This window comes from Pseudomonas chlororaphis subsp. chlororaphis (assembly GCF_003945765.1).
Taxonomy (GTDB): Bacteria; Pseudomonadota; Gammaproteobacteria; order Pseudomonadales; family Pseudomonadaceae; genus Aquipseudomonas; species Aquipseudomonas chlororaphis.
The window spans coordinates 3,060,814-3,086,137 of the sequence record NZ_CP027712.1; the positions used below are offsets into that span (position 1 = coordinate 3,060,814).

At 63.2% G+C, this 25,324-nt stretch carries 22 protein-coding genes and 1 pseudogene; 17 read left to right on the forward strand and 6 right to left on the reverse strand.

Features of this window, described 5'->3' with window-relative positions; genetic code table 11:
- The first annotated feature begins 82 nt into the window (after positions 1-82).
- Genes C4K27_RS14205 through pepN form a run of 6 tightly spaced genes read left to right on the forward strand, consistent with a single transcriptional unit; the run spans position 83 to position 6,590 of the window.
- Entirely contained in the window at positions 83-973 is an 891-nt protein-coding gene (locus C4K27_RS14205; RefSeq protein WP_007920913.1) for an NAD(+) kinase, read from the forward strand.
- On the forward strand, positions 970-1,947 hold the full coding sequence (locus tag C4K27_RS14210; protein WP_173613343.1) for a metallophosphoesterase: 978 nt from the start codon (positions 970-972) through the stop codon (positions 1,945-1,947). The genes C4K27_RS14205 and C4K27_RS14210 overlap by 4 nt, the downstream gene beginning before the upstream one ends.
- Positions 1,944-2,816: a rhomboid family intramembrane serine protease gene (locus C4K27_RS14215; protein WP_053260927.1), complete on the forward strand. Its 873-nt coding sequence runs from the start codon at positions 1,944-1,946 to the stop codon at positions 2,814-2,816. Before C4K27_RS14210 ends, C4K27_RS14215 begins: the two co-directional genes overlap by 4 nt.
- A gap of 15 nt (positions 2,817-2,831) precedes the next feature.
- Positions 2,832-3,092, forward strand: a complete 261-nt coding sequence (locus C4K27_RS14220) for a YeaC family protein (protein ID WP_007920905.1) — start codon at positions 2,832-2,834, stop codon at positions 3,090-3,092.
- A complete protein-coding gene (locus tag C4K27_RS14225) occupies positions 3,089-3,919 on the forward strand; it encodes a DUF2797 domain-containing protein (RefSeq protein ID WP_053260928.1) in 831 nt (276 codons plus the stop codon). The genes C4K27_RS14220 and C4K27_RS14225 overlap by 4 nt, the downstream gene beginning before the upstream one ends.
- 13 nt (positions 3,920-3,932) lie before the next feature.
- Positions 3,933-6,590, forward strand: a complete 2,658-nt coding sequence (pepN, locus tag C4K27_RS14230; RefSeq protein ID WP_053260929.1) for an aminopeptidase N — start codon at positions 3,933-3,935, stop codon at positions 6,588-6,590.
- Positions 6,591-6,734: 144 nt separating this feature from the next.
- Here the strand turns inward: pepN and C4K27_RS14235 are convergent, their stop codons facing one another.
- Positions 6,735-8,369: a SulP family inorganic anion transporter gene (locus tag C4K27_RS14235; protein ID WP_053260930.1), complete on the reverse strand. Its 1,635-nt coding sequence runs from the start codon at positions 8,367-8,369 to the stop codon at positions 6,735-6,737.
- A 395-nt stretch (positions 8,370-8,764) separates the two neighbouring features.
- Between C4K27_RS14235 and C4K27_RS14240 the strand changes: the two genes are divergently transcribed.
- The 8 genes from C4K27_RS14240 (at position 8,765) to C4K27_RS14270 (ending at position 15,215) form a co-directional block, all read left to right on the forward strand.
- On the forward strand, positions 8,765-9,814 hold the full coding sequence (locus C4K27_RS14240) for a WD40/YVTN/BNR-like repeat-containing protein (protein ID WP_053260931.1): 1,050 nt from the start codon (positions 8,765-8,767) through the stop codon (positions 9,812-9,814).
- Between the two features lie 47 nt (positions 9,815-9,861).
- Positions 9,862-12,237 (forward strand): efflux RND transporter permease subunit, encoded by a 2,376-nt coding sequence (locus C4K27_RS14245; protein ID WP_009043611.1) that lies wholly within the window; start codon positions 9,862-9,864, stop codon positions 12,235-12,237.
- Positions 12,238-12,501: 264 nt separating this feature from the next.
- A complete protein-coding gene (locus C4K27_RS14250) occupies positions 12,502-12,795 on the forward strand; it encodes a DUF5629 family protein (protein ID WP_053260932.1) in 294 nt (97 codons plus the stop codon).
- Positions 12,782-13,954, forward strand: a complete 1,173-nt coding sequence (locus C4K27_RS14255) for a lactonase family protein (RefSeq protein ID WP_053260933.1) — start codon at positions 12,782-12,784, stop codon at positions 13,952-13,954. The genes C4K27_RS14250 and C4K27_RS14255 overlap by 14 nt, the downstream gene beginning before the upstream one ends.
- Before the next feature lie 167 nt (positions 13,955-14,121).
- Positions 14,122-14,301 carry a hypothetical protein gene (locus tag C4K27_RS14260; protein ID WP_007923220.1) on the forward strand — a complete coding sequence of 60 codons (180 nt, stop codon included), beginning with the start codon at positions 14,122-14,124 and terminating at the stop codon, positions 14,299-14,301.
- Between the two features lie 212 nt (positions 14,302-14,513).
- A complete protein-coding gene (locus C4K27_RS31595) occupies positions 14,514-14,639 on the forward strand; it encodes a hypothetical protein (RefSeq protein ID WP_007923222.1) in 126 nt (41 codons plus the stop codon).
- Positions 14,640-14,754: 115 nt separating this feature from the next.
- The gene (locus tag C4K27_RS14265; RefSeq protein ID WP_007923224.1) at positions 14,755-14,961 is read left to right on the forward strand and encodes a hypothetical protein; all 207 of its coding nucleotides are present in this window, start codon (positions 14,755-14,757) and stop codon (positions 14,959-14,961) included.
- Positions 14,958-15,215 (forward strand): hypothetical protein, encoded by a 258-nt coding sequence (locus C4K27_RS14270; protein WP_007923226.1) that lies wholly within the window; start codon positions 14,958-14,960, stop codon positions 15,213-15,215. Before C4K27_RS14265 ends, C4K27_RS14270 begins: the two co-directional genes overlap by 4 nt.
- A 147-nt stretch (positions 15,216-15,362) precedes the next feature.
- Here C4K27_RS14270 and C4K27_RS14275 read toward each other — a convergent pair whose 3' ends face one another.
- The 3 genes from C4K27_RS14275 to C4K27_RS14285 are packed head-to-tail and all read right to left on the reverse strand — an operon-like array spanning position 15,363 to position 20,841.
- Positions 15,363-15,962: a glutathione S-transferase gene (locus C4K27_RS14275; protein ID WP_053260934.1), complete on the reverse strand. Its 600-nt coding sequence runs from the start codon at positions 15,960-15,962 to the stop codon at positions 15,363-15,365.
- A complete protein-coding gene (locus C4K27_RS14280) occupies positions 15,959-19,600 on the reverse strand; it encodes an AAA family ATPase (RefSeq protein ID WP_053260935.1) in 3,642 nt (1,213 codons plus the stop codon). The genes C4K27_RS14275 and C4K27_RS14280 overlap by 4 nt, the downstream gene beginning before the upstream one ends.
- Positions 19,597-20,841, reverse strand: a complete 1,245-nt coding sequence (locus C4K27_RS14285; protein WP_053260936.1) for an exonuclease SbcCD subunit D C-terminal domain-containing protein — start codon at positions 20,839-20,841, stop codon at positions 19,597-19,599. Before C4K27_RS14285 ends, C4K27_RS14280 begins: the two co-directional genes overlap by 4 nt.
- 247 nt (positions 20,842-21,088) lie before the next feature.
- Between C4K27_RS14285 and C4K27_RS14290 the strand changes: the two genes are divergently transcribed.
- Entirely contained in the window at positions 21,089-21,538 is a 450-nt protein-coding gene (locus C4K27_RS14290; protein WP_053260983.1) for a MerR family transcriptional regulator, read from the forward strand.
- 48 nt (positions 21,539-21,586) lie between these two features.
- Here C4K27_RS14290 and C4K27_RS31225 read toward each other — a convergent pair.
- Both C4K27_RS31225 and C4K27_RS14295 read right to left on the reverse strand, forming a co-directional pair.
- A pseudogene (locus C4K27_RS31225) lies at positions 21,587-21,852 on the reverse strand (acetoacetate decarboxylase (ADC)); the annotation flags it as partial.
- 52 nt (positions 21,853-21,904) lie between these two features.
- Entirely contained in the window at positions 21,905-22,708 is an 804-nt protein-coding gene (locus C4K27_RS14295) for a type 1 glutamine amidotransferase domain-containing protein (protein WP_053260984.1), read from the reverse strand.
- A 195-nt stretch (positions 22,709-22,903) separates the two neighbouring features.
- On the opposite strand from C4K27_RS14295, the gene C4K27_RS14300 reads away from it, so the two are divergent.
- Positions 22,904-23,983: a saccharopine dehydrogenase family protein gene (locus tag C4K27_RS14300; RefSeq protein ID WP_053260938.1), complete on the forward strand. Its 1,080-nt coding sequence runs from the start codon at positions 22,904-22,906 to the stop codon at positions 23,981-23,983.
- Between the two features lie 100 nt (positions 23,984-24,083).
- Positions 24,084-25,316, forward strand: coding sequence for an NADH:flavin oxidoreductase/NADH oxidase family protein (locus C4K27_RS14305; protein ID WP_053260939.1), 1,233 nt, complete (start codon positions 24,084-24,086; stop codon positions 25,314-25,316).
- The last annotated feature ends 8 nt before the right edge of the window (positions 25,317-25,324 follow it).

Consider the following 25,324-nt stretch of genomic DNA (forward strand, 5'->3'; position numbering starts at 1 on the left):
CGAGGCTGAAAGGATTTTGTCTATGGCCGGCTTTCGCCCATAATCTCTGCTTTGCCCGTCCCAGAACCCCTGCAGGAGCCCCATGGAGCAATTTCGCAATATCGGCATTATCGGTCGCCTGGGCAGTTCGCAGGTGCTGGACACAGTTCGCCGACTGAAAAAGTTTCTGCTCGCCCGCCACCTGCATGTGATCCTCGAAGACACCATCGCCGAAGTCCTGCCCGGCCACGGCCTGCAGACCTCCTCGCGCAAGCTGCTGGGCGAAGTCTGCGACATGGTGATCGTGGTCGGCGGCGACGGCAGCCTGCTGGGCGCGGCCCGTGCCCTGGCGCGCCACAACATCCCGGTGCTGGGGATCAACCGCGGCAGCCTGGGCTTTCTCACCGACATTCGTCCGGACGAGCTGGAGGTCAAGGTCGCCGAAGTCCTCGACGGCCACTACCTGGTGGAAAACCGCTTCCTGCTGCAGGCCGAAGTACGGCGTCACGCCGAAGCCATCGGCCAGGGCGATGCGCTCAACGATGTGGTACTGCACCCGGGCAAGTCGACGCGGATGATCGAGTTCGAGATCTACATCGACGGGCAGTTCGTCTGCAGCCAGAAGGCCGACGGCCTGATCGTCGCCACGCCGACCGGCTCCACCGCCTACGCCTTGTCCGCCGGCGGGCCGATCATGCATCCCAAGCTCGACGCCATTGTGATTGTGCCGATGTACCCCCATACCTTGTCGGGAAGGCCGATCGTGGTCGATGGCAACAGCGAGCTGAAAATCGTCGTGTCCAAGGATATGCAGATCTACCCGCAGGTTTCCTGTGACGGGCAGAACCATTTCACCTGTGCCCCCGGTGACACCATCACCGTCAGCAAGAAGGCCCAGAAACTGCGCCTGATCCACCCGCTGGACCACAACTATTACGAGGTCTGCCGGACCAAGCTCGGCTGGGGCAGTCGACTGGGTGGTGGAGGCGACTGATGCTCGATCCCGCGCGTAGCTACGACCTGATCGGTGACGTGCACGGTTGCGCCCTGACCCTTGAGCACTTGCTGGACAAGCTCGGTTATCGCAAGCAGGGCGGCGTCTGGCGGCATTCGTCGCGCATGGCGGTGTTCCTCGGCGACATCATCGACCGCGGCCCACGGATCCGCGAAGCCTTGCACATCGTCCACGACATGGTCGAGGCCGGCCAGGCGCTGTGCGTCATGGGTAACCATGAGTTCAACGCCCTGGGCTGGGTCACCCCGGCAGCGCCCGGCGGCGGCAGGCAGTTCGTGCGCGAACACACGCCGCGCCATGCCCGCCTGATTAACGAGACCCTGGCGCAATTCGAGCAGTACCCCAACGACTGGCACGATTTCCTTGCCTGGTTCTACCAGATGCCGCTGTTCGTCGACGCCGGGCGTTTTCGCGTGGTGCATGCCTGTTGGGACGCCGGCCTGATCGAGCCGCTGCGGGCGCAATACCCCGATGGCTGTATCGACGAGCACTTCCTCCAGGCCTCGGCGATCCCCGGCAGCTTCGCCAATAACGTGTTCGACCGCCTGCTGCGCGGCACCGACATGCGCCTGCCCCATGGCTTGACCATGACCAGCGGCGATGGCCTGACCCGTTCGTTCTTCCGCACCAAGTTCTGGGAAGACGACCCGCAGACCTACGGTGACATCGTGTTCCAGCCCGATGCGCTGCCCGAGCCGGTGGCCCGCACGCCGCTGTCCTCGGCGGAGAAAAACAACCTGCTGCGCTACGGCGTCGATGAGCCGCTGCTGTTCGTCGGCCATTACTGGCGCAGCGGCAAGCCGGCGCCGATTCGCTCGAACCTGGCCTGCCTGGATTACAGCGCGGTGCTCTACGGCAAACTGGTGGCTTATCGCCTGGACCAGGAAACCCGCCTGGACCCGGATAAATTCGTCTGGGTCTATGTCGAGCGGCCGGAGGAGTCCTTGCCATGAGTGCTGTTGCAGTATTGCGTCTGCCGTTGAATGTGGACCTGAGTGGCTTCGTCAAACTGCTGCAGCGCATGCAGGTGCCGCACCGGGTCAGCGAGGAAGCGGGGGAGCAGGTGCTCTGGGTGCCGGACGCCATCAGCGAGGATGTGCGTTCGTTGTACGAGCGTTTTCCGGCGGGCGACCCCGAGCAGCAACTGGACATCCCCGAGGCCGGCGCCGCCATGCGCCGCCCGGGGTTCGTCGAGCAATTGCGCCGTAACCCGGCCACCGCGCTGATCCTGCTGCTGAGCCTGATCGTCGGGGCCCTGACCCTGCTCGGCGAAAACCTCGGCCCCCTGCGCTGGCTGACCTTCCTGGAATTTCGCGTGGTCGGCGACTACATCCAGTTCACGCCCCTGGCCGACAGCCTGGCGGCGGGGCAGTGGTGGCGCCTGGTCACGCCGATGCTGATCCACTTCGGCTTCCTGCACATCGCCATGAATGGCATGTGGTACTGGGAGCTGGGGCGGCGCATCGAACAGCGCCAGGGCAGCATCAACCTGCTGGGCCTGACGCTGCTGTTCAGCCTGGTGTCGAACTACGCGCAATACCTGTTCAGCGGGCCGAGCCTGTTCGGCGGCTTGTCCGGCGTGCTGTACGGCCTGCTCGGGCATTGCTGGATCTATCAGTTGCTGTCGCCCAACCCGGCCTATCGCCTGCCTCGCGGAGTCCTGGCGATGATGCTGGTGTGGTTGCTGATCTGTATGTCGGGGCTGATCTCGGTGATCGGCTTCGGTGAAATCGCCAACGCCGCCCATGTCGGCGGGTTGCTCGTCGGATGCCTCACAGGTTTGTTGGGCGGCTTGTACAGTCGCCGTAAACTGGCCCTCTAATGCTGGAGACCGCTTATGTCGTCGTTTGTTGAAATGATTGAAAACATCACCCCGGACATCTACCAGAGCCTGAAACTGGCGGTAGAGATCGGCAAATGGTCCGATGGCCGCAAGCTCACCGCCGAGCAGCGCGAGCTGTCCCTGCAGGCGATGATCGCCTGGGAAATGCAGAACCTGCCCGAAGAGCAGCGCACCGGCTACATGGGCCCGCAAGAATGTGCGTCGAAGTCGATCGAAGTGCCGAACATCCTGTTCAAATCGGATGCCATCCATTGATCGAGATCGGCCGTGGCTCCATCAGTAAAATGTCGGCGCGCCTGGACGGGGCGGATGTGCAGTATGCCTTTCGTCTTGGCGACACCGAGGTGCCGGTCAATCCATTGATCGGCAGCACCGTGCGCCTGGAATACCTGGGGGCGATCCACTGCACCCATTGCGGGCGCAAGACCAAGACCAGCTTCAGCCAGGGTTACTGCTACCCGTGCATGACCAAGCTGGCCCAGTGCGATATCTGCATCATGAGCCCGGAACGCTGCCACTACGACGCTGGCACCTGCCGCGAGCCGTCCTGGGGCGAGCGGTTCTGCATGACCGACCACGTGGTGTACCTGGCCAACTCGTCGGGGATCAAGGTCGGCATCACCCGCGCCACCCAGCTGCCGACCCGCTGGCTCGACCAGGGCGCCAGCCAGGCGCTGCCGATCATGCGCGTGGCGACCCGCCAGCAGTCCGGTTTCGTCGAGGACCTGTTCCGCAGCCAGGTGGCCGACAAGACCAACTGGCGCGCCTTGCTCAAGGGCGATGCCGAGGCGGTGGACCTGGCGCAAGTGCGCGACCAGCTGTTCGCTTCCTGCGCCGAGGGCCTGCGCGCCTTGCAGGAACGCTTCGGCCTGCAGGCGATCCAACCGGTCAGCGATGTCGAGCCGATCGAGATCCGCTACCCGGTCAAGCAGTACCCGGCCAAGATCGTCAGCTTCAACCTGGACAAGAACCCGATTGCCGAAGGCACGCTGCTGGGGATCAAGGGCCAATACCTGATCTTCGATACCGGCGTGATCAACATTCGTAAATACACGGCCTACCAGCTCGCCGTGCATCAGTAGAAGGATTCGCCGCATGCGCACCGAACAACCGAAGATGATTTACCTGAAGGACTATCAGGCGCCCGAGTACCTGATCGACGAAACGCACCTGACCTTCGAGTTGTTCGAGGACCACAGCCTGGTCCATGCGCAACTGGTGATGCGCCGTAACCCGGCGCATGGCGCCGGCCTGCCGCCGCTGGTGCTCGACGGCCAGCAGCTGGAGCTGCTGTCGGTGTCCCTGGGCGATCGCGAGCTGACGGCCGCGGATTACCAGCTGAGCGCCAACCACCTGACCCTGCAGCCGACCAGTGAATCCTTCACCGTCGACACCAGCGTCAAGATCCACCCGGAAAGCAACACCGCCCTGGAAGGCCTGTACAAGTCCGGCGGCATGTTCTGCACCCAGTGCGAGGCCGAAGGCTTTCGCAAGATCACCTACTACCTCGACCGCCCGGATGTGATGAGCAAGTTCACGACCACCGTGGTGGCCGAGCAGCACAGCTACCCGGTGCTGTTGTCCAACGGCAACCCGACCGCCAGCGGGCCGGGCGAAGACGGCCGGCACTGGGCGACCTGGGAAGACCCGTTCATGAAGCCGGCCTACCTGTTCGCCCTGGTGGCGGGCGATTTGTGGTGCGTCGAGGACAGCTTCACCACCATGAACCAGCGCGAAGTCGCGCTGCGCATCTACGTCGAGCCGGAAAACATCGACAAGTGCCAGCACGCCATGACCAGCCTGAAGAAGTCCATGCGCTGGGACGAACAGACCTACGGCCGTGAGTACGACCTGGACATCTTCATGATCGTCGCGGTCAACGACTTCAACATGGGCGCCATGGAGAACAAGGGCCTCAACATCTTCAACTCCAGCGCCGTGCTGGCCCGCGCCGAAACCGCCACCGACGCCGCGCACCAGCGGGTCGAGGCGATCGTCGCCCACGAATACTTCCACAACTGGTCGGGCAACCGCGTGACCTGCCGCGACTGGTTCCAGCTGTCGCTCAAGGAAGGCTTCACGGTATTTCGCGATGCCGGCTTCTCCTCGGACATGAACTCGCGCACGGTCAAGCGCATCCAGGACGTGGCCTACCTGCGCACCCACCAGTTCGCCGAAGACGCCGGGCCCATGGCCCACGCCGTGCGCCCGGAAAGCTTTATCGAGATCTCCAACTTCTACACCCTGACCGTGTACGAGAAGGGTTCGGAAGTGGTCGGCATGATCCGCACCCTGGTGGGCGCCGAAGGCTTCCGCAAGGGCAGCGACCTGTACTTCGAGCGCCACGACGGCCAGGCCGTGACCTGCGACGATTTCGTCAAGGCCATGGAAGACGCCAACGGCATCGACCTGGGCCAGTTCAAGCGCTGGTACAGCCAGGCCGGCACCCCACGCCTGGCGGTCAGCGAGGCCTATGACGCGAAGGCGAAGACCTACAGCCTGACCTTCCGCCAGAGCTGCCCGCAAACCCCGGACAAGGTGGAAAAACTGCCGTTCGTGATTCCGGTCGAGCTGGGCCTGCTGGACGCCAAGGGCGCGGCGATTGCCCTGCGCCTGGCTGGCGAAGCCGCCGCGCAAGGCACTTCGCGGGTGATCTCGGTGACCGAAGCCGAGCAGACCTTCACCTTCGTCGACATCGCCGAACAGCCACTGCCGTCCTTGCTCCGCGGCTTCTCGGCGCCGGTGAAGCTGAGCTTCCCGTACAACCGCGACCAGCTGATGTTCCTCATGCAGCACGACAGCGACGGTTTCAACCGTTGGGACGCCGGCCAGCAACTGGCGGTGCAGGTGCTGCAAGACCTGATTGCCCAGCATCAGCAGGGCCAGGCGCTGGTGCTGGACCCGCGTCTGGTCACCGCGCTGGGCACGCTGCTGGCCGATGACAGCCTGGACCAGGCCATGGTCGCGGAAATGCTTTCGCTGCCGGGCGAGGCCTACCTGACCGAGATCAGCGAAGTGGCGGATGTCGAGGCCATTCACGTGGCGCGCGAGTTCGCCCGCCAGCAACTGGCCGACCGCCTGTTCGATGCGTTGTGGAAGCGTTACCAGGCCAATCGCGAGGTCTCCAAGGCCACCGCCTATGTGGCCGAGTCCGAGCACTTCGCCCGCCGCGCCCTGCAAAACATCGCGCTGTCGTACCTGATGCTCACCGAGAAGCCGCAAGTGCTGGCGGCGGCCATCGAACAGTTCGACGCCGCCGACAACATGACCGAGCGCCTGACCGCGCTGGCGGTGCTGGTCAACTCGCCGTTCGAGGCCGAGAAGGCCAAGGCCCTGGCGGTGTTCGCCGAGCACTTCAAGGACAACGCCCTGGTCATGGACCAGTGGTTCAGCGTCCAGGCCGGCAGCACGCTGCCGGGCGGGCTGGAGCGGGTCAAGGCCTTGATGCAGCACCCGGCGTTCAACATCAAGAACCCGAACAAGGTACGCGCGCTGATCGGCGCCTTCGCCGGCCAGAACCTGATCAACTTCCACGCCGCGGACGGCTCCGGCTATCGCTTCCTGGCCGACCTGGTGATCCAGCTCAACGGCTTCAACCCGCAGATCGCCTCGCGGCAACTGGCGCCGCTGACCCGCTGGCGCAAATACGACAGCGCCCGCCAGGCGCTGATGAAAGGCGAGCTGGAGCGCATTCGTGCTTCCGGCGAGCTGTCCAGCGATGTCTTTGAGGTCGTGAGCAAAAGCCTCGCCTGACCCCGGGCTTGGGCCTATGTAGGCTCGACAGCTGTAGCCGCTGCCGAGCCTGCGAGGCTGCGAAAAGCCCCGCAGGGGCTTGCCCGACGATCTCCCGTCCAGCCTCTTGCGTCCCTGCGGGCCGTTCGCAGCCTGCGGCAGCGGCTACAGGGTGGTGGTCAGGGCGCTGCTCAGGTCAGGGTGATAGTTCTGCGTGCCGATGGCGTGCAGGATGCCGACCCGCTCAAGCTTGGTGTGGACCTTGAGGTTGGCTTCGCACAGCTTCACCACAATCGCGCGCTTGTGCAGTTGGCCAATCACTTCCTCCAGCATCTGCAAGCCCGTGATGTCCATGAAAGGCACGTGTCTCAGGCGAATGATCAGCACCTGCGGGTCGCTGTGGGTCTGGGCCAGCGCTCGTTCGAAAGTCTCCGCGGCACCAAAGAACAGCGGCCCCTCGATGGTGTAGATCAGCACGCCCGGTGGCAGATGCAACTGGCCGTTGCCGTGCAGCTCGTGCTGCAGGTCCTGTTCCACCACCTGTTGCACCTCCACCGAGGAGGCCATGCGCCGCAGGAAATGCAGCATCGCCAGAATCACCCCGATATTCACCGCGATCACCAGGTCGCTGAACACCGTGAGGGTAAAGGTGGCCAGCAGAATCGCCACGTCCGCCCGGGGTGCCCGTTGCACCATGCGCTTGAAGTGGTGCAGCTCGCTCATGTTGTAGGCCACCACGAACAGGATCGCGGCCAGGGCGCACAGCGGGATATTGGCCGCCAGCGGCGCGAGAAACAGGATGATCAGCACCAGGACCAGCGCGTGGACGATGCCCGCCAGCGGGCTGCTGCCGCCGTTGCGGATATTGGTCGCGGTGCGGGCAATCGCGCCGGTGGCGGCGAATCCGCCGAACAGCGGCGTGGCCAGGTTGGCGATGCCCTGGCCGATCAGTTCCTGGTTGGAGTCGTGGCGGGTGCCGGCCATGCCGTCGGCCACCACCGCCGACAAGAGCGACTCGATGGCGCCGAGCATGGCGATGGCGAAGGCCGGGCCGATCAGGTCCAGCACCCGGGGCAGGCTGATCTCGGGCAGCTGCAGCGCCGGCAAACCCTGGGGAATGCCGCCGAAGGCACTGCCGATGGTGGCCACGCCGTCGAACTGGAACAGTGACTGCAGGGCCGTGGCCAGGGTCATGGCGACCAGGGGCGCGGGCAGGCGTTTGAGTTGCGCGACCCTGGGCACGCCCCACAACAGCGCCAGGCTGAGCAGGGCCAGCAGGGTGGTGGCCAGGTGCAGGTCGGGCAGGGCCTGCAGCAGGTGCCAGAGCTTCTGGTGAAAGTGCTCGCCGCCGACGGCGGGCAGGCCGAAGAAGTCCTTCCACTGGCTGACCCAGATGATCACCCCGATCCCGGCGGTAAAGCCGAGTATCACCGGGTCCGGGATGAACTTGATCAGGGCCCCCAGGCGGCTGATGCCCAGCAGGAACAGGATGATCCCGGCCATCATGGTCGCCAGTTGCAGGCCGTTGACCCCGTACTTGGCGGTGACCCCGGCCAGAATCACGATAAAGGCCCCGGTGGGCCCGGCGATCTGCAAGCGGCTGCCGCCGAACAGCGACACCAGCAGGCCGCCGACGATGGCGGTGTAAATCCCCTGTTCAGGCTTGACCCCGGAGGCGATGGCGAAGGCCATGGCCAACGGCAGCGCCACCACGCCGACAATCACCCCGGACACCAGGTTGCGGGCCCAGTGCGCGCGTCCCAGCAATCCGGCTTTCCACGCCTCGCGTATGGCAATCATGGCTCACTCCTGAAGTCCGGCTTGCAGAACACGCAGCTCAATCATAGCCAAAGCCGGGAGGCGCAGCCCATGGCCTGAATCAGTCTTTGCGCGGCTATCAGCTGCAGATGCTTGGGGATCGAGGGGCGTAGTCCGCGGCGTTGGTGTTCCAGCCTCAGCTACGCTTCGTACGTTGCCTCAGTATCGACTGAGCAGTCAGGTTCCAGGCAGGGTGCGGTGGTTAACAAAAGATAACGTGGCGTCGATTGTCAGACGTTTCTAAAGCCCGATAGGATAGGTCAGCTTCCGAAGGGGCTCTAGATTGCAGGTTTCAGGACGGTGTCCTGGATCCCATGCCCCGAACGGCGCCCTGTAAAGGTTGAACGACCTAACAATAATAAATGGGGGAAAGGTCTATGAGTGAGCCTGTCATGGGTGTGAGTTCCTGCCGCCCGCCGGCCTTGCGCAGATTTGCGTTGCTGGCTACAGCGCTCTCGCTGTTGGGGGTCGCCCTGTTGCCGGCCCCGGTCCAGGCCGCTGCGTCCGCGGCGGACACTGTCTATTCCACCGAATCGGCCAAGGCCAGCAAGGGCCTGATGCTCGATGTCGTGCATGCCGGTTCGCGCCTGGTCGCCGTTGGCGATCGCGGGCACATTCTCTATTCCGACGACCAGGGCCAGACCTGGACCCAGGCCAAGGTACCGACCCGGCAACTGCTGACTGCGGTGTATTTCGTCGATGCCCAGCACGGCTGGGCCGTCGGCCACGATGCCCAGGTGCTCGCCAGCGAAGACGGCGGCCTGACCTGGACCAAGCAGTTCGAAGACCTCAAGCGCGAAGCGCCGCTGCTGGACCTGTGGTTCCAGGACACCAGCAACGGTTTTGCCGTGGGTGCCTACGGCGCGCTGCTGGCCACCACCGACGGCGGCAAGCACTGGGAAGACGCCAGCGACCGCCTGGACAACGAAGACCAGTACCACCTCAACGCCATCGCCGCGGTGAAGGATTCCGGCCTGTTTATCGTCGGCGAGCAGGGCAGCATGTTCCGCTCCGCCGACTGGGGGCAGACCTGGGAACGCCTCGAAGGCCCTTATGAAGGTTCGTTCTTCGGCGTGATCGGCACCGCCCAGCCCGCCACGCTGCTGGCTTACGGCCTGCGCGGCAACCTCTATCGTTCCACCGACTTCGGCAGCACCTGGGAACAGGTCGAGCTCAAGGCCGCCCGCGGCAGCCTGGAGTTCGGCCTGTCCGGCGCCACGCTGCTGGACGACGGCTCGCTGGTGATCGTCGGCAACGGCGGCAGCGTGGTGCGCAGCACCGACAACGGCGTGACCTTCAGCGTCTACAACCGTCCGGACCGGATCTCCCTGGCAGCGGTGACGGCAGCCGGCAATGGCAACCTGATTCTGGCGGGGCAGGGCGGTGTGCGCTCGACCTCGTCGAATGGCGCCGATCTCGGAAAATAATCAGGGCAAGCAAGCCGGGCCAATAATAAGAAGGCGGGAACACTTCCATGAGCAGTCATCAAACCGACAAGGCGACGTTTCTCGAGCGTCTGATTTTCAACAACCGCCCGGCAGTGATCGTCATCTGCCTGCTGGTCAGCGTTTTCCTGTTCTGGCAGGCCACGCTGATCAAGCCGTCCACCAGCTTCGAAAAAATGATCCCGCTCGAGCATCCCTTCATCGAGAAGATGATGGAGCATCGCAACGACCTGGCGAACCTGGGCAACACCGTGCGCATTTCGGTGGAGGCCAAGGACGGTGACATCTTCACCAAGGAGTACATGGAGACGCTGCGGCAGATCCATGACGAGGTGTTCTACATCTCCGGCGTCGACCGCTCGGGCCTGAAATCGCTGTGGAGCCCCAGCGTGCGCTGGACCGAAGTGACGGAGGAAGGCTTCGCCGGCGGCGAAGTGATCCCGCAGAGCTACAACGGCTCGGCCGACAGCCTCGACCTGCTGCGCAACAACGTGCTCAAGTCGGGCCAGGTCGGGCGCCTGGTGGCCAACGACTTCAAGTCGAGCATCGTCGACATCCCGCTGCTGGAGTCCTACCCGGACCCGGAGGACCAGGGCAAGTTGCTGGCCCTGGACTACCAGAAGTTCTCCCACGAGCTTGAGGAAAAGATCCGCGACAAGTTCGAGGCGCAGAACCCCAATGTGAAGATTCATATCGTCGGTTTCGCCAAGAAGGTCGGCGACCTGATCGACGGGCTGATCATGGTGGTGATGTTCTTTGGCGTCGCCTTCCTGATCACCCTGGTGCTGCTGTACTGGTTCACCTGGTGCATCCGCAGCACCATCGCCGTGCTCATCACCACCCTGGTGGCGGTGGTCTGGCAGCTGGGCCTGATGCACGCCGTGGGCTTTGGCCTCGACCCTTATTCGATGCTGGTGCCGTTCCTGATCTTCGCCATCGGCATTTCCCACGGCGTGCAGAAAATCAACGGTATCGCCCTGCAATCCAGCGGTGCCGACAACGCCCTGACCGCGGCCCGGCGCACCTTCCGCCAGCTGTTCCTGCCGGGGATGATCGCGATCCTCGCCGACGCCGTGGGCTTCATCACCCTGTTGATCATCGACATCGGGGTGATTCGCGAACTGGCCATCGGCGCGTCCATCGGCGTGGCGGTGATCGTGTTCACCAACCTGATCCTGCTGCCGGTGGCGATTTCCTATGTCGGCATCAGCAAGCGCGCGATCGAGCGCAGCAAGAAGGACGCCACCCGCGAGCATCCGTTCTGGCGCCTGCTGTCGAATTTCGCCAGCCCGAAAGTCGCCCCGGTGTCGATCTTCCTGGCCCTGCTGGCCTTCGGTGGCGGCCTCTGGTACAGCCAGAACCTGAAGATCGGCGACCTCGACCAGGGCGCGCCGGAACTGCGTCCGGACTCGCGCTACAACAAGGACAACAACTTCATCATCAACAACTACTCCACCAGTTCCGACGTGCTGGTGGTGATGGTCAAGACCGCCTCCGAAGGCTGCTCGCGCTACGAAGCCATGGCGCCGATCGACGAGCTGATGTGGAAGATGCAGAACACCGAGGGCGTGCAGTCGGCGATTTCCCTGGTGACCGTGTCCAAGCAGATGATCAAGGGCATGAACGAGGGCAACCTGAAATGGGAAACCCTGTCGCGCAACCCGGATGTGCTGAACAACTCCATCGCGCGGGCCGACGGCCTGTACAACAACAACTGCTCGCTGGCGCCGGTGCTGATCTTCCTCAACGACCACAAGGCCGAGACCCTCGACCGCGCGGTGCATGCGGTGCAGGAGTTCGCCAAGGAGCACAACAAGGAGGGCCTGGAGTTCCTGCTGGCGGCGGGTAACGCCGGGATCGAGGCGGCCACCAACGAAGTGATCAAGCGCTCGGAACTGACCATCCTGGTGCTGGTGTACATCTGCGTGGCGGTCATGTGCATGATCACCTTCCGCTCCTGGGCGGCAACCCTGTGCATCGTGTTGCCGCTGGTGCTGACTTCGGTGCTGGGTAACGCGCTGATGGCGTTCATGGGCATTGGCGTAAAGGTCGCGACCTTGCCGGTGGTGGCGCTCGGGGTGGGGATCGGCGTGGACTACGGGATCTACATCTACAGCCGCCTGGAAAGCTTCCTGCGTGCCGGCCTGCCGTTGCAGGAGGCCTACTACCAGACCCTGAAATCCACCGGCAAGGCGGTGCTGTTCACCGGCCTGTGCCTGGCCATCGGCGTGGCTACCTGGATCTTCTCGGCCATCAAGTTCCAGGCCGACATGGGCCTGATGCTGACCTTCATGCTCCTGTGGAACATGTTCGGCGCGTTGTGGCTGCTGCCGGCGCTGGCGCGGTTCCTGATCAAACCGGAGAAACTGGCGGGGCAGAAGGGCAACTCGCTGTTCGCCCACTAAGTTTCGAGGCATCAACCAAAACCGCGACCCAGGTCGCGGTTTTTTATTGCCCGTCTCCATGGCCTGTAGCCGCTGCCGAGCCCGCGAGGCTGCGATCGACTGGCACGGTCGCGGCGGTCTTCCGGGCCCAGGAGGGCCTTCGGCCCTGGCGCAGCCTGCGGCAGCGGCTACAGGGGGCAGTAGATGGCGAACTTTGCAATGCCACTACAGCCGCGCCGCGCCGGACCCGCTATCATGGCCGCTTTCCATTGCTGACTGACGACCATGACTGCCGCTACAGACACTTTGCTGACTGCCCTCCAAGCCTGCGACATGCTGGAAATCGACGGGCTGCATGCCTTCGACTTCACCCTTGACGACCAACAGCTGCTGATCGAATGCATGGACGGCCGCGCGGCCAAGCGCTGGAGTTTCAGCCTGGCCCAGGTCACCGCCGCGACCTTCGACGATACCCTGCAGAGCTGGACCATCGTCGGCGATTCCGGTGAGCACCGCCTGGTGTGCATGAGTGCTTTCAGTGCCCGTAACGATGAGGAGGATGAACATGAGGATGCGTAACTTCTGGCCACTGCTGATGGCTGGCAGTGTCGGCGCCATGGCCGTGCAGGCCGCGCCGGTCGAGACCCAGGAACTGCTGGTCGGTTCCTACACCCAGGGCCAGAGCGAAGGCATCTACCGCCTCAAGTTCGACGGCCGCACCGGCAAGATCGACGCCAAGCCGCTGCAGGTGGTCAAGAGCGCCAACCCGTCCTGGCTGACCCTGTCCAAGGACCAGAAACAGCTGTTCGTGGTCAACGAGAACGGGCCAGGACAAGCCGACCCGATCGGCCGGGTCAGCAGCTTTGGCATCGAAGCCAAGAGCCGCAAGCTGAACCCGATCAACCAGGTGCAGAGCCTGGGCAACGAGCCGACGCATTCCAGCCTGAGCGGCGATGGCCGCTACCTGTTCGTCAGCAACTATTCGGTGGTCGAAGATCCGGGCGGCAGCCTTGCGGTAGTGCCGGTCAGCGCCGATGGCAAGCTGTCGCCGGTGGTCCAGCTCAGCAGCCACCCAGGCAGCCGGGTCAACCCCGAGCGCCAGGTGGCGGCCCACGTGCATTCGGTGGTGTCGTCGCCGGACGGCCAGTTCGTGTTCGCCAGCGACCTGGGCGCGGACAAGATCTTCGTCTACCGCTACGACCCCAAGGCCAACGCCGAGCGCCCCCTGACCGCGGCCGAGCCGGCGTTCGTCGAGCTGCCGCCGGGCAGCGGCCCACGGCACCTGCTGTTCAGCGCCGATGGCAAGCACGCCTACCTGACCCTGGAAATGAGCGCCCAGGTGGTGATGTTCGATTACCAGGACGGCAAGCTGAGCCAGAAACAGATCCTCGACTTGACCAGCGGCGGCAAGGACAAGAAGGCAGCGGGCGCGCTGCATGCCTCGAAAGACGGCAAGTACCTGTACGTGAGCAACCGCGGCACGGCCAATCAGTTGCTGGTGTTCGCCATCGACGAAGCCACCGGCCAGCTCAAGGAGATCCAGCGCCGTTCGGTGGAGGGCGATCACCCTCGTGAGTTCAGCCTCGATCCGAGCAACAAGTACGTGCTGATCGGCAACCAGAAGAGCAACGAAATCGTGGTGATCGAGCGCGACGCCAAGACCGGTTTCCTCGGCAAGACCGTGCAGAAACTGCCGTTCGATTCACCCAGCGATATCAAGTTCCTGGTGCGTCAATAAGCCACAGGCCCCGGTTGACGGGGCCTGAGCCTTTCTATTAATGACGCTGATATCTGCTACTGCTGGAAAAGATTTCAACCCGCCAACCCTCGGGCGTAGTTTTGCTTCACGGCCCGGCGCATCAAGGCTTCCGGGCAAACAAGCCGACTGCATACGAGGGTTACCCAATGAACTTCAATCTCTTCTCCGTGATCGCCGCTTCCGCCATCTCCGCTACCGTGGCCCTGCCAGCCAGCGCCAACGTGGAAATCAGCGAGAAAAAATCCGCGACCAACACCTACACCCAGAAATACCTGCAACAGAGCGCCAACTTCTACGCCGCCCTGGATCACAAGATCCAACACTGAAATTCCCCGCAATGCCCAGGTATGCAGGAGCGAAGTCACTGGCTTCCCTGGATGGACTCGTTCATCCAGCGGACCGGCAGTGATGTCGCTCCTGCATCACCTGTATGCGACGTTTTCCCTCATGCCAGGCAAATTAGCTTGGTAATGTCATATCGCCATATGTTTAAATTTGACGCTAATTAATTGACTCCTCCTTTCCAAGGATCGACAGCATGGCGATGCGTCTGGCAGTGGTTCTTCTGTTCCTCTATTCCACCCCGATTCTCTCGGCTGCCCAGCCCGTCGAAGGCGAGCCGGAAACCTCCCGCGAGCGCATGCTGACCCTGCTTGAGGATTGATTGGCCGTGGATTCACGATCAATCCAACTGATGGTGACTATGCACCGAGGTTGTTTCTGCGACGGGCGCTTTTAACGGATTCTGTGGGCACGCAAACATGCCCACGGAGACCACCATGGCCCACTCGATCCTCACCTCTGCCAAGCGCGGCGCCTATGTCGCCATTGGCCTGTACCTGGCCATGGTCCTCCTGGTCAGCCTCTCGGCCCAGACCCCGTCGGCAGTGCAGCCGCCGATCCAAGTCGCTTACCCGGCCATCCAGTTCGAGCACCGCGCGCAAGCCGCCGAACACCCTGCGGATGCGGGAGTGGCGCTGCTATGAAAGGACGCAGGTTCTGGGTCATTGCCGTCCTGGCGTTCATGACCAATGGCGCGTCCTTGCTGGGGATAGGGCAGGGCTCGGCGGGCTCGCTGGCCCGGGCCATCGAATGCAATCACAACATCGCCCACAACATCGAAACCGCCAAGGCCCTGGGCCTGCTGGCCGGCAACCCGCCAGCCAAACCCAAGGCCGCGTTCTTCGGTCCGTTCAGCGTCGATTGCTCGGCGTTGCGGATGTGCAGTGTGCTGGCCTGAATGCAACTCTCGAAACAACACAATCTTCTGTAGGAGCGAAGCTTGCTCGCGATAGCCGCGCAGCGGCGATGTATCCGTCATATCGCGTTATCGTTGTGGTTTTTTTCGCGAGCAAGCTTCGCTCCTACAAAAGAAGGGAGGGCAAGTTCAGGCCTTGGCCATGACCTCGACAAACAGCTTCGACTCCAGGAACCGCTGCAACCAGCGCTGCAAATGCCGGTAAGGCGTCTGCGCGAACCATTCGCGATCGACATGGGCGAACTGCCGCACGAACGGCGCCAGGGCCATGTCCGCCAGGCTCGGGTGATCCGCCAGCAGGTAATCGTGCTGGCTCAACAGCTCATCCAACTGCCGTAGAAATACTTCTCCCTGGCCGCGGTAATGCTCCATCGGCTGCTCGGGATAACGCTCGGCGTATTTGTAGCGATTGAGGTGCAGCTTGAACACCTGGTCGTTTTCCGCGATCAGCGTGTCGATCCGGTGCTGCGCCGGCCCATCGTCCTTCAGTAACCAATCCTGCGGATCGTGCTGGGCCAGGGCCCAGCGCATGATATCCAGGCTTTCGTCGATCACCCGGCCGTCAACGCTGAGCACCGGCACCGTGCCCTTGGGCGACAGCGCCAGCATCGCCGCCGGCTTGGCCTTGAGGCTGACTTCGACGATCTCCAGCGGCACCCCGCTGTAGCGCAGCGCGAGGCGCGCACGCATGGCGTAGGGGCAGCGGCGGAACGAATACAACGTATTCATTTCACCTCCAGGGTACTCAGGCCGTTGCCCTGGCGCTGTACCTGGATCTGCACCGGAATCCGCTCGTGCATTTCCTGCACGTGGGAAATCACCGCCACCTTGCGCCCCTGGGCCTGTAAGCCGTCGAGGGCGTCCATCGCCAGTTGCAGGGATTCCGGATCGAGGCTGCCGAAGCCTTCGTCGATAAACAGCGACTCGATCTTCAGCGTGCTGGACGCCATGGACGCCAGGCCCAGGGCCAGCGCCAGGGACACCAGGAAGGTCTCGCCGCCGGACAGCGAATGCACCGAGCGCAGTTCATCGCCCATTTCCGTGTCCATCACCAGCAGGCCGAGCATGCTGCCGCCGCGCTTGAGGCGATAGCGCCGCACCAGCTGGCGCAGTTGCGCGTTGGCGTGATGCACCAGCAGATCGAGGTTGTAGGCCTGGGCGATCTTGCGGAAGGTGTCGCCGCTGGCCGAACCGATCAAGGCATTGAGTCGCGCCCAGCGCTGCCATTCGCTGTAGGCCTGGGCGATCTGCTCGCCCAGCGCCTGGTTGGCGTCTTGCCGACGCTGGTCCTCGGTCTGCTGGGCGCGCAGTTCGGCGCTCAGCTGTTCGCTGGCGGCCAGCTGGTTGTGCAGCTCGCCCAGGGCGCCGGCCAGTTGTTCGGCGTCGAGCTGGCCGTCGTGCTGGGCCTGATGGCTGTGTAGGCGCTGCTCGCGTTCGGTGACCAGGACCCTGGCCTGTTCCACCGCCTTTTCCCGCTCTTGCAGCTGCTGGCGCAGCGCGGCGACCTGCTGGTCGTCGAGGCTGAGCAATTGCTCCAGCGCGCCGTCGTCCAGCTCCGGGTGCTGCTGGCGCCAGTCGGCGATCTTGCTGCCCAGTTCCTGCTGCTCGGCTTCCAGGGCCAGCAGGCGCTCCTCCTTGCCTTGCAGTTCCGCGCCCAGCTGCACCAGCAGGCGGCGGACTTCCTGCAACTGCTGGTTGGCCAGCACCTCGGCGGCGCGCGCCTGTTCCACGGCCTGTTCCAGATGCTGCTGCCACTGCTCGGCACTGCTGTGTTCGCCCAGCAGTTGCGCGAGCTTGTTGTGGGCGGCTTGCTGTTGCTCGGCCAGGGCATTGAATTGCTCCTGGGCGGCTTGCAGTTGCTGCGCGCGGGTCTGCTGACGGTCCTGTTCCTTGTCCAGGGCCAGCTGGCGCTGTTGCTGCTCTTGCGCTTCTTCCTTCTGCTGGTCGAGCTGCTCCAGGCGCTGCATGACCTGCTGGTCGATCTGCATAAAGGTCGCGGCCGGGTCGTTGCGCAGGGCTTCGAGGGTGTCGGCCGGCAGCAGGGTGGCGAAGGCCGACAGCTCTTCTTCCAGGCGCTGGCGGTCCGCGCCCAGCTGCTGTTGCTGCTGGGTCAGGTGGTGCGTGGCCTCGTGGCTGGCTTCGATCGTTGCCTGCAGTTGCTGTTGCAGGCGCCCGGCGTCCTTTTGCAGTTTCAGCAGAGCGCCTTGGCGCTGTTCGTCCTGCTGGATGCTCTGGTTCAACTGGCTCAGTTGCTGGTTCAACCAGGCATCGCGCTTGCCGGCGTCCTGGTCGAGCAGCGCCGCCGACAACGGATGAGCTTCGATGCTTGGCGCCAGGGCCTGCTGTTGGCTTGCCAGGTGTTCCTGTTGCTGGAGGAATTCCTTCTGCTGGGCGATCAGGCCGCCGACCTGGCTGCGCAGCTCGGCGAGTTTCTCCTTGAGTTCATCCACCGCCTTGCGCGCGTTGGCTTCTTCGCTTTCGTCGTGGCGCCCCAGGCTCTGCAACAGCGCCTCGGGCTGATGGTAGGGATGCTCGTGGCTGCCGCAGACCGGGCAGGGCTGATCGTCCTGTAATTGCTCGCGCAGCTCTTCGACACTGGCACTGCGCGCCAGGCGCTGGCGCTCCAGTAGCTGCTGGGTCACCGTCAGGGTCTGTTCGGCGACTGTCAGTTCCGCCTTGCTCTGCAGGCCGATCCGGTTCAGCTCTTCGCGCTCGCGCGCCGCGGCCTGCAGTTTGTCCGCCAGTTCCGCGCCGCGTTTGTCCAATTCCTGTTGGCTGGCCCACAGCCGCGCCAGTTCTTCGAAGGCGCGCTGTTGCTTGCGGTTGTCTTGCAGCAGGTCACTGAGGATCTGCAACTGTTCGGCCACCGCGTGGGGCTCGGCGCCGGCTTCGCTGTACAGCACTTGCAGTTCATCGCGTTGCGCGGCCAGTTGCTGCGCGGCGCTGGCGGCCCGTTGTTGCAGGCCGGGCAGTTCTTCCTGGCCCTTGTTCAGCCGGTTGCCGGCCAGCATCAGCTGTTGCAGGCGATCGCGGTAGGCGTTCCAGGCATCGCTCAGCGGCGCCAGATGAGTACTGTGTTCCAGCTGTTCGGCAATCCGCTGCAAGCGTTCGCCCACCAGGCGCTGCTGTTCGAGCATGGCCTGGATCGCCTGCTGGCCTTGCTCGCTGGCCAGTTGCAGCTTGTCCTTGAATGCGCCGGCTTCACCGCAGGTCTTGCCCAGGTGGGCGAGGGTGCTTTGCTCGGCAAAGGCCTCGCGCAGCAGCGGCGCGCTGGTGTTTTGCTGTTCCCGGGCGCCGAGCAGCGCGGCCTGGGCCGTGCTCAGTTGTTGCTCCAGTTCGCTTTGGCGTTGTTGCTCCGCGCCTTGTTGCTGGCGCTGTTGCCGAATCTGTTCGCGCAGTGGCGTCAGTTGCTGGTTCAGTTCCACCTGCCGGGCGAACTGATGGCGTTGCGGCGCCAGTTGCTCCAGGCGGGTCAGCCGGGTCCGCTCGCTGGCCAGGCCTTCCCAGGCTATTTGTGCCTGTTGCAGTTGCTCGGCGGCGCTCTGCTGCTGGTCTTGCAACTGCTGCAATTCCTTGAGCCAGCCGTGTTGCAGCTCCAGCTGCTTGAGCTGCGCCTGCTGGGCCTTGAGCTGCTGCTGGGCGGCGTCGAAGCGCTGGTCCAGCTCGGCCCGTGCCTCGGGCTCCAGCGGGGTGATGCCGTTGGCCTGGGCCTTGAGGGTCTTGTGCTGTTCCTCGGCGTCCTTGCTCTTGCTGTAGGCGCGCCGCCCGAGCTGGCTGTAGATCGAGGTGTTGGTGAGCTTTTCCAGCAGCTCGCTGCGTTCCTTGTCATCGGCCTTGAGAAAGGCGCTGAACTCGCTCTGGGCCAGCATCACCGCGCGGGTGAACTGCTCGAAGTTGAGCCCCAGCTTGGCTTCGATCAATTGCTCGTAGTCGCGCTTCTGGCTGGCCAACAGTTGGTTGCTGTCCAGGTCGTGCAGGCTCTGCTTGCTGGCCTGCAGCTTGCCGTTGGCCTTGTCCCGGGCTCGGTTGGTTTCCCAGCGGGCGCGGTAGCGATGGCCGTCGATGCCGACGAAGTCGACCTCGGCGTAGCCGCTGCCGGTGCCACGGCGCAGCAGGGTGCGCGGGTCGCTGGTGAGCATTTCGCTGTCGACCTCCGGCACCTTGGTTTCGCGGCCGATATTGTTCAGCCGCGGCACCGCGCCGAACAGCGCCAGGCACAGGGCGTCGAGCAGGGTGCTCTTGCCGGCGCCGGTGGGCCCGGTAATGGCGAACAGCCCGGCGCTGGCCAGGGGCTCGGCGGTGAAGTCGATTTCAAAGGGGCCGGCCAGGGAGGCCAGGTTCTTCAGGCGGATGGCAAGAATCTTCATGGCTGCTCCTCCTCGTGCTGCACTTCCTGGAGCAGTTGCGCGAAGTCCTTGAGGGTCTGCTCATCCACCTCGCTGCCGTAGCTGTCCAGCCAGGCGCGGCTGAACAGGTCTTGCGGGCTGAGCTGGTCCAGCTCCACCAGTTGCGCGGCGCCGTCGTCGCCCTCGTGGCCGCCGTTGCCGGCGTATTCGGCGGCTATGCGCACCAGGCGCACGGCCTTGCCCTGCAGGGCGCTTTCCACTTGCTGGCGCAGGTCCGGCTGCGGCTCGTCCAGGCGCACCCGCACTTCCAGCCAGGGCTGGCGCTGTTCTTCGGCCAGCAGGTCGATGTCCGGCAACTCGGCCAGTTGCAGCAGGATCTCCGCCAGCGGTGCCGGGCCCAGGCGTTGCAGGTTGACAGCCCGCGGGATCAACCGCGGCTCGACGCTGACCAGGGTTTCGCCGTCGAGCTGGATATCGAGGATCTGGTGCTGGTAGCCGATCTCGGAGAACGACAGCGGAATCGGCGAGCCGCTGTAGCGGATGCGCTCCTCGCCGTTGACCTTCTGCGGCTTGTGCAGATGCCCCAGGGCCACGTAACTGATGCTGGGGCCGAACAGACTGGCGGGCAGGGCCTCGGCGTTGCCGATGATCAGGCTGCGCTCGGAGTCTTCCGATACCGAGCCACCGGCCATATGCGCGTGGCTGATGGCGACCAGCGCCTGGCCCGGCTGGCGCTTGGCGTTGGCCGCGGCGATCAGCCATTCATGCACCTGGCCAATGCCCCGCAGGTAATCGTCACCCAGGTGCGCGCCGGTGACTTCCGCCGGGCGCAGGAACGGCAGCGCCAGGCACCAACCGGCAATCGCGCCGCTGGCATCGGGCAACGGCAGCAACAGACGCTCACTGTCCAACTGCCCATCGTCCAGCCACAGCACCCGGCCCAGGGCATGGGTACGCAGACGCCGCATCAAGGGCGCCGGCAACTCGATGCGCGAACCCGAGTCATGGTTGCCGGCGATCATCACAATGGTCAGGCCGGGCTGCTGTTCATGGGCGCTGACAATAAAGTCGTACAGCCGCTCCTGGGCTTTGACCGGTGGGTTGACCGTGTCGAAGATATCGCCGGCAATCAGCAGCACATCAGGGCTGTGCAGCGCCAGCTGGCGCAACAGCCATTCAAGAAAGCAGGCATGCTCGAAATCGCGTTCCTGGCCATGGAGGTTCTGCCCCAGGTGCCAGTCGGAGGTGTGAAACAGACGCAAGGCAAACTCCGCAAACAATCAGGTGAGCCGCAGGGAAGAGGAGAGCGGCGTGAGGGGGGAGAGTTTACTGGCAAATGGGGTGTGGGGTTTGGTTGGATGCCGAATAGCGGTGCCGTTTGGCGATAGTCAAAAGTTGGCGTTCGACAAGATAGCTCTTGAGTCATGGGGCGACGCTTGCGCTGCTTGGTCGCCAAATAACTTTAGGTTTAAAGTCAACTTCAAGGTCAATGTTTTTTTGGGTGGGAATATGAGAATTGGCGAACTGGCGAAAATCAGCGGATTGGCGCCTTCACGCATCCGCTTCTACGAAGCGAGCGGCCTGATCAAATCCGTCGAGCGCAAAGCCAACGGGTATCGGGACTACGCACCTGACACCGAGTGGGTCCTGGAGATCATCACCGGGGCACAGGCGGCAGGTTTTTCGCTGGAGGAGATCCGCCAGTTACTGCCGACGAATGCCAACGGATGGCGGCATGAAGAGTTGCTCAGTGGGCTCAAGCGCAAGGTCGAGGAAATCGAAATTCTCCAGCAACGGCTGGCCCAGAATAAAGCCCAACTACTGCTTGTGATCGAGGGTGTCGAGAGTAAGCCCGAGGGTATGGGCTGTGTGGAGAACACGCAGTTGTTATTGCATCGTCTGCGCGAAGAGGGGGTGGCGCCCGCTTCAGGCCGCCGTAATGGTGCGTCTTCCAAGTAACAGGCAACCTGTCAGGCTGATAAGGGGTAAAAAGCCATGCCCCTTTGATCAGTGCGTACCAACCAGGGTAACCAGTGGTTTTGGCGCGTAGAGCGCGCTTTGGAACGCTGGCACATATTCGTACTTCAGCATTTTCCCAAATTGAGCTTCTTCGCGGTGAAGGACACGTCCACCTGGCCGGTCTGGCTGTCGGTAATGTCATAGACCACCGATTTGGCATCCTCTTTTCGCTCAATACCTGTCAGCCATTTCGGCAGGTTATAACCGACAACGCCGCGAACCCTGGCAAGCTCGGCACTGAACTTTAAGGTCAAGTGCCGTGAGCTGGCTTTTTTCGTTGGTTTTCAGCGTGCCGTTTGCAATGGCTCAGCGAGTTTTATTGCCCGCCGAGAGCAAGGCCATCACGGCTTCAGCCACGGCCCTGGGCGACTGAGGGTTCTGCCCCGTCACCAGGCGTCCATCGGTGATGGCAAATGAGGTGAATGGCAACCAGGCCTTGCGGTAACGCGCACCCTGGCCGACCAGCCTGTCCTCGAGGAAGAAGGGAACCTGGTTCTTCATGCCCGAAAGCAGCTCTTCGCGATTTGAGAAACCGGTGATGTTCCTGTTCTTGATCAGTGCCTGGCCTTGCTCATCCTTGAGGTCCACCAGTCCCGCCACGCCATGGCAGACGGCTGAGACGATGCCGCCCTGGTTGTAGATCTTTTCGGCGACACGACGCAGGTCCGGGTTTTCGGGAAAGTCCCACATGACGCCGTGGCCCCCCGTGAAATAGATGACGCTGAACCGGGAGGGATCGATGTCGGCGATCGGTATCGTGTTGTTCAGGCGAGCGCGAAACGCCGGTGACTGCAAATGCTCACGGGCGGCCTTGTCCATATAGAGCCAACCGAGGCTGCGCTCGTCCAGTGGAACCGCTCCGCCCTTGGGGCTGGCAAAAACCGTCGTATAACCGGCGGCCTCGACGACATCGGTGAAATGCGTCAGCTCGGTCAACCACAGCCCCGTGGTGTCGGTGCGTGAGGGATAGCTGGCGTGGTTGGTCATGATCACCAGTATCTGGCGATCCTTCGGCATTGCAGTGGAAGGGTTGGTTTCAGCATTTGCAAAAGTCATGAATACACCGCCTATCAATACCAACGCACAAGAAACAAGGGTCTTCAACATCATCCGGGCTCCGACAGTCATGCAGTGCCAATCATGCTCACCTTAAACCATGCTTTAAGGTCAACCCCCACATTTCCAAAAAGCTTCCGTTTGCGCTGGCGCGCTTCTGCTTGACTCTAAACCTGACTTCAACGTTAGCGTCTGGCGCCGATTGGACAAGGCAATAACGCACTTAACCATCCAGTCAGGAGCCACAGCATGAGCCAGCAAGACCACCCCGTGACGCAGATGAAATGGATGATCTATGGCGCCTACGGGTATACCGGCGAGCTGATCGCCCGCGAAGCCGTCAAGCGTGGGTTCAGGCCGGTGCTGGCGGGGCGCAGCCGCGACAGGATCGAACCCTTGGCCCGGGAGCTGGGGCTTGAGGCACGTATGTTCGGGCTGGATGACGAGGTGCGACTGCTGGCCCAGGTCAAGGGCCATGGCTTGGTTCTGCATTGCGCGGGGCCGTTTTCGGCGACCGCCGCACCAATGATGGACGCTTGCCTGCGGGCCCATTCGCACTACCTGGATATCACCGGCGAGATCGCCGTGTTCGAGCATGCCCAGTCCCTGCATGAGCGTGCGCAAGCGGTGGGCGTGGTGATTTGCCCCGGCGTCGGCTTCGACGTGATCCCCACCGACTGCGTCGCCGCCGCACTCAAGGCCGCGCTGCCGGATGCAACGCACCTGGCCTTGGGGTTCGATTCGCGCTCCAGCTTGTCGCCGGGCACCGCCAAGACTTCAATCGAAGGCCTGGCCCAGGGCGGCAAGGTACGTCGCGAGGGGAAAATCGTGTCTGTACCCTTGGCCTATCGGGTGCGTCGTATCGACTTTGACGCTGGAGAGAAGCTTGCCATGACCATTCCCTGGGGGGACGTTTCCACGGCCTATCACACCACCGGCATTGCCAATATCGAGGTGTTCGTGCCGGGCTCCGCCGGCATGATTCGCAGCGCCAGGTTCGCCAACTTCATTCGCCCGCTGCTGGGCTTGTCGTTCGTGCAGAAGCGGCTCAAGGCACACATCGGCAAGACCGTGATCGGCCCGGATGACGAAAAGCGCGCCGATCAGGGCACCTATGTCTGGGGCGAAGCCCGTAACGCTCGCGGCGATTGCAAGGTGGCGCGCGTGCACACCACCAATGTCTACAGTCTGACGGTCTACGGTGCGCTGACCGTGGTCGACTACCTGTTACAGGCGCGCCCGGCTGGCGGTGCCTACACACCTGCGAGGTTGCTGGGCGCCGATCTGGTGACGCGCTTGCCAGGATCGGGCGCCTTGAACATCGAATAGGCGGTGTCCGATGAAACTGTCGGATGCAGTTGAAAAAAGGTATTGACCTTCAAGCTCACTTCAAACTTAGGCTGGCCCCACGTCAAATGAGGGACTGCCCATGAATGTGTTCGACACCCTGATACTCCCCAATGGTTCGACCATCAAGAACCGCGTCGCCAAAGCCGCCATGGAAGAGAACATGGCGGACGCCGACCAGGCGCCCTCCGAAGAACTGATGCGCCTGTATCAGGCGTGGGCCGATGGTGGCGCCGGGCTGATAATCACAGGCAACGTGATGGTCGATGGCCGCGCCATGACCGGGCCGGGCGGCGTGGTGCTGCAGGATGACCAGCAACTGGACAAGTTCAGCCGCTGGGCACGGATCGGTCGATCCGGCGGTGCGCAGTTCTGGCTGCAGATCAATCATCCCGGCCGCCAGATGCGGGCAAGCCTTGGGCAGAAGACCTGGGCACCGTCAGCCATACCGCTGAACCTGGGCAAAATGTCCAAGCACTTCGCCACGCCCCACGCGATGACCCCCAGCGTGATCGAAGAGGTTATCCAGCGCTTCGCACGGGCTGCGCGCCTCGGTGAAGAGGCCGGTTTCACCGGTGTGCAAATCCACGCGGCCCACGGCTATCTGTTGAGCCAGTTCCTGTCGCCGCTGACCAATCAGAGAACGGACGAGTGGGGCGGCTCCCTGGAAAACCGGGCACGCCTGCTGCTTGAGATTGTCACGGCGGTACGGGCCGTGGTTTCCCCAGGCTTTGCGGTGGCGGTCAAACTCAACTCGGCCGATTTCCAACGTGGCGGATTCACCGCCGATGACGCGAAAAAGGTGGTTGAGCTGCTTAACGACCTGGGTGTGGATCTGGTCGAGTTATCCGGTGGCAGCTACGAAGTGCCGGCCATGCAAGGCGAGGCGCGCGATGGTCGCACTCTGGCGCGTGAGGCCTATTTCGTCGAGTTTGCCCGTGACATCCAGACCGTCGCCAGGATGCCGGTGATGGTCACCGGTGGCGTACGCCGGCGTCCCATTGCCGAAATGGTCGTCAAGAGTGGCGTGGACATGGTCGGTATCGGAACGGCCTTGGCCATCGATCCCTACCTGCCGCGTGATTGGCTTCTGGGTAAAGACAATGCTCCGCAATTGCCACCGATCACCTGGAAAAACAAGGCCATCGCGTCCTTGGCCAACATGGCGGTCGTCAAGTTCCAGCTGCGCAAACTCAGCCAGGACAAAAAGCCCTATCCAGGCGTGTCACCGTTACGCGCGCTGCTCTTGCAACAGTTCGCCAATGCCTGTCGCACTCGCCAATATCGGCGGTGGATAGAACAGCGTTCAGCGTGATTCGATGC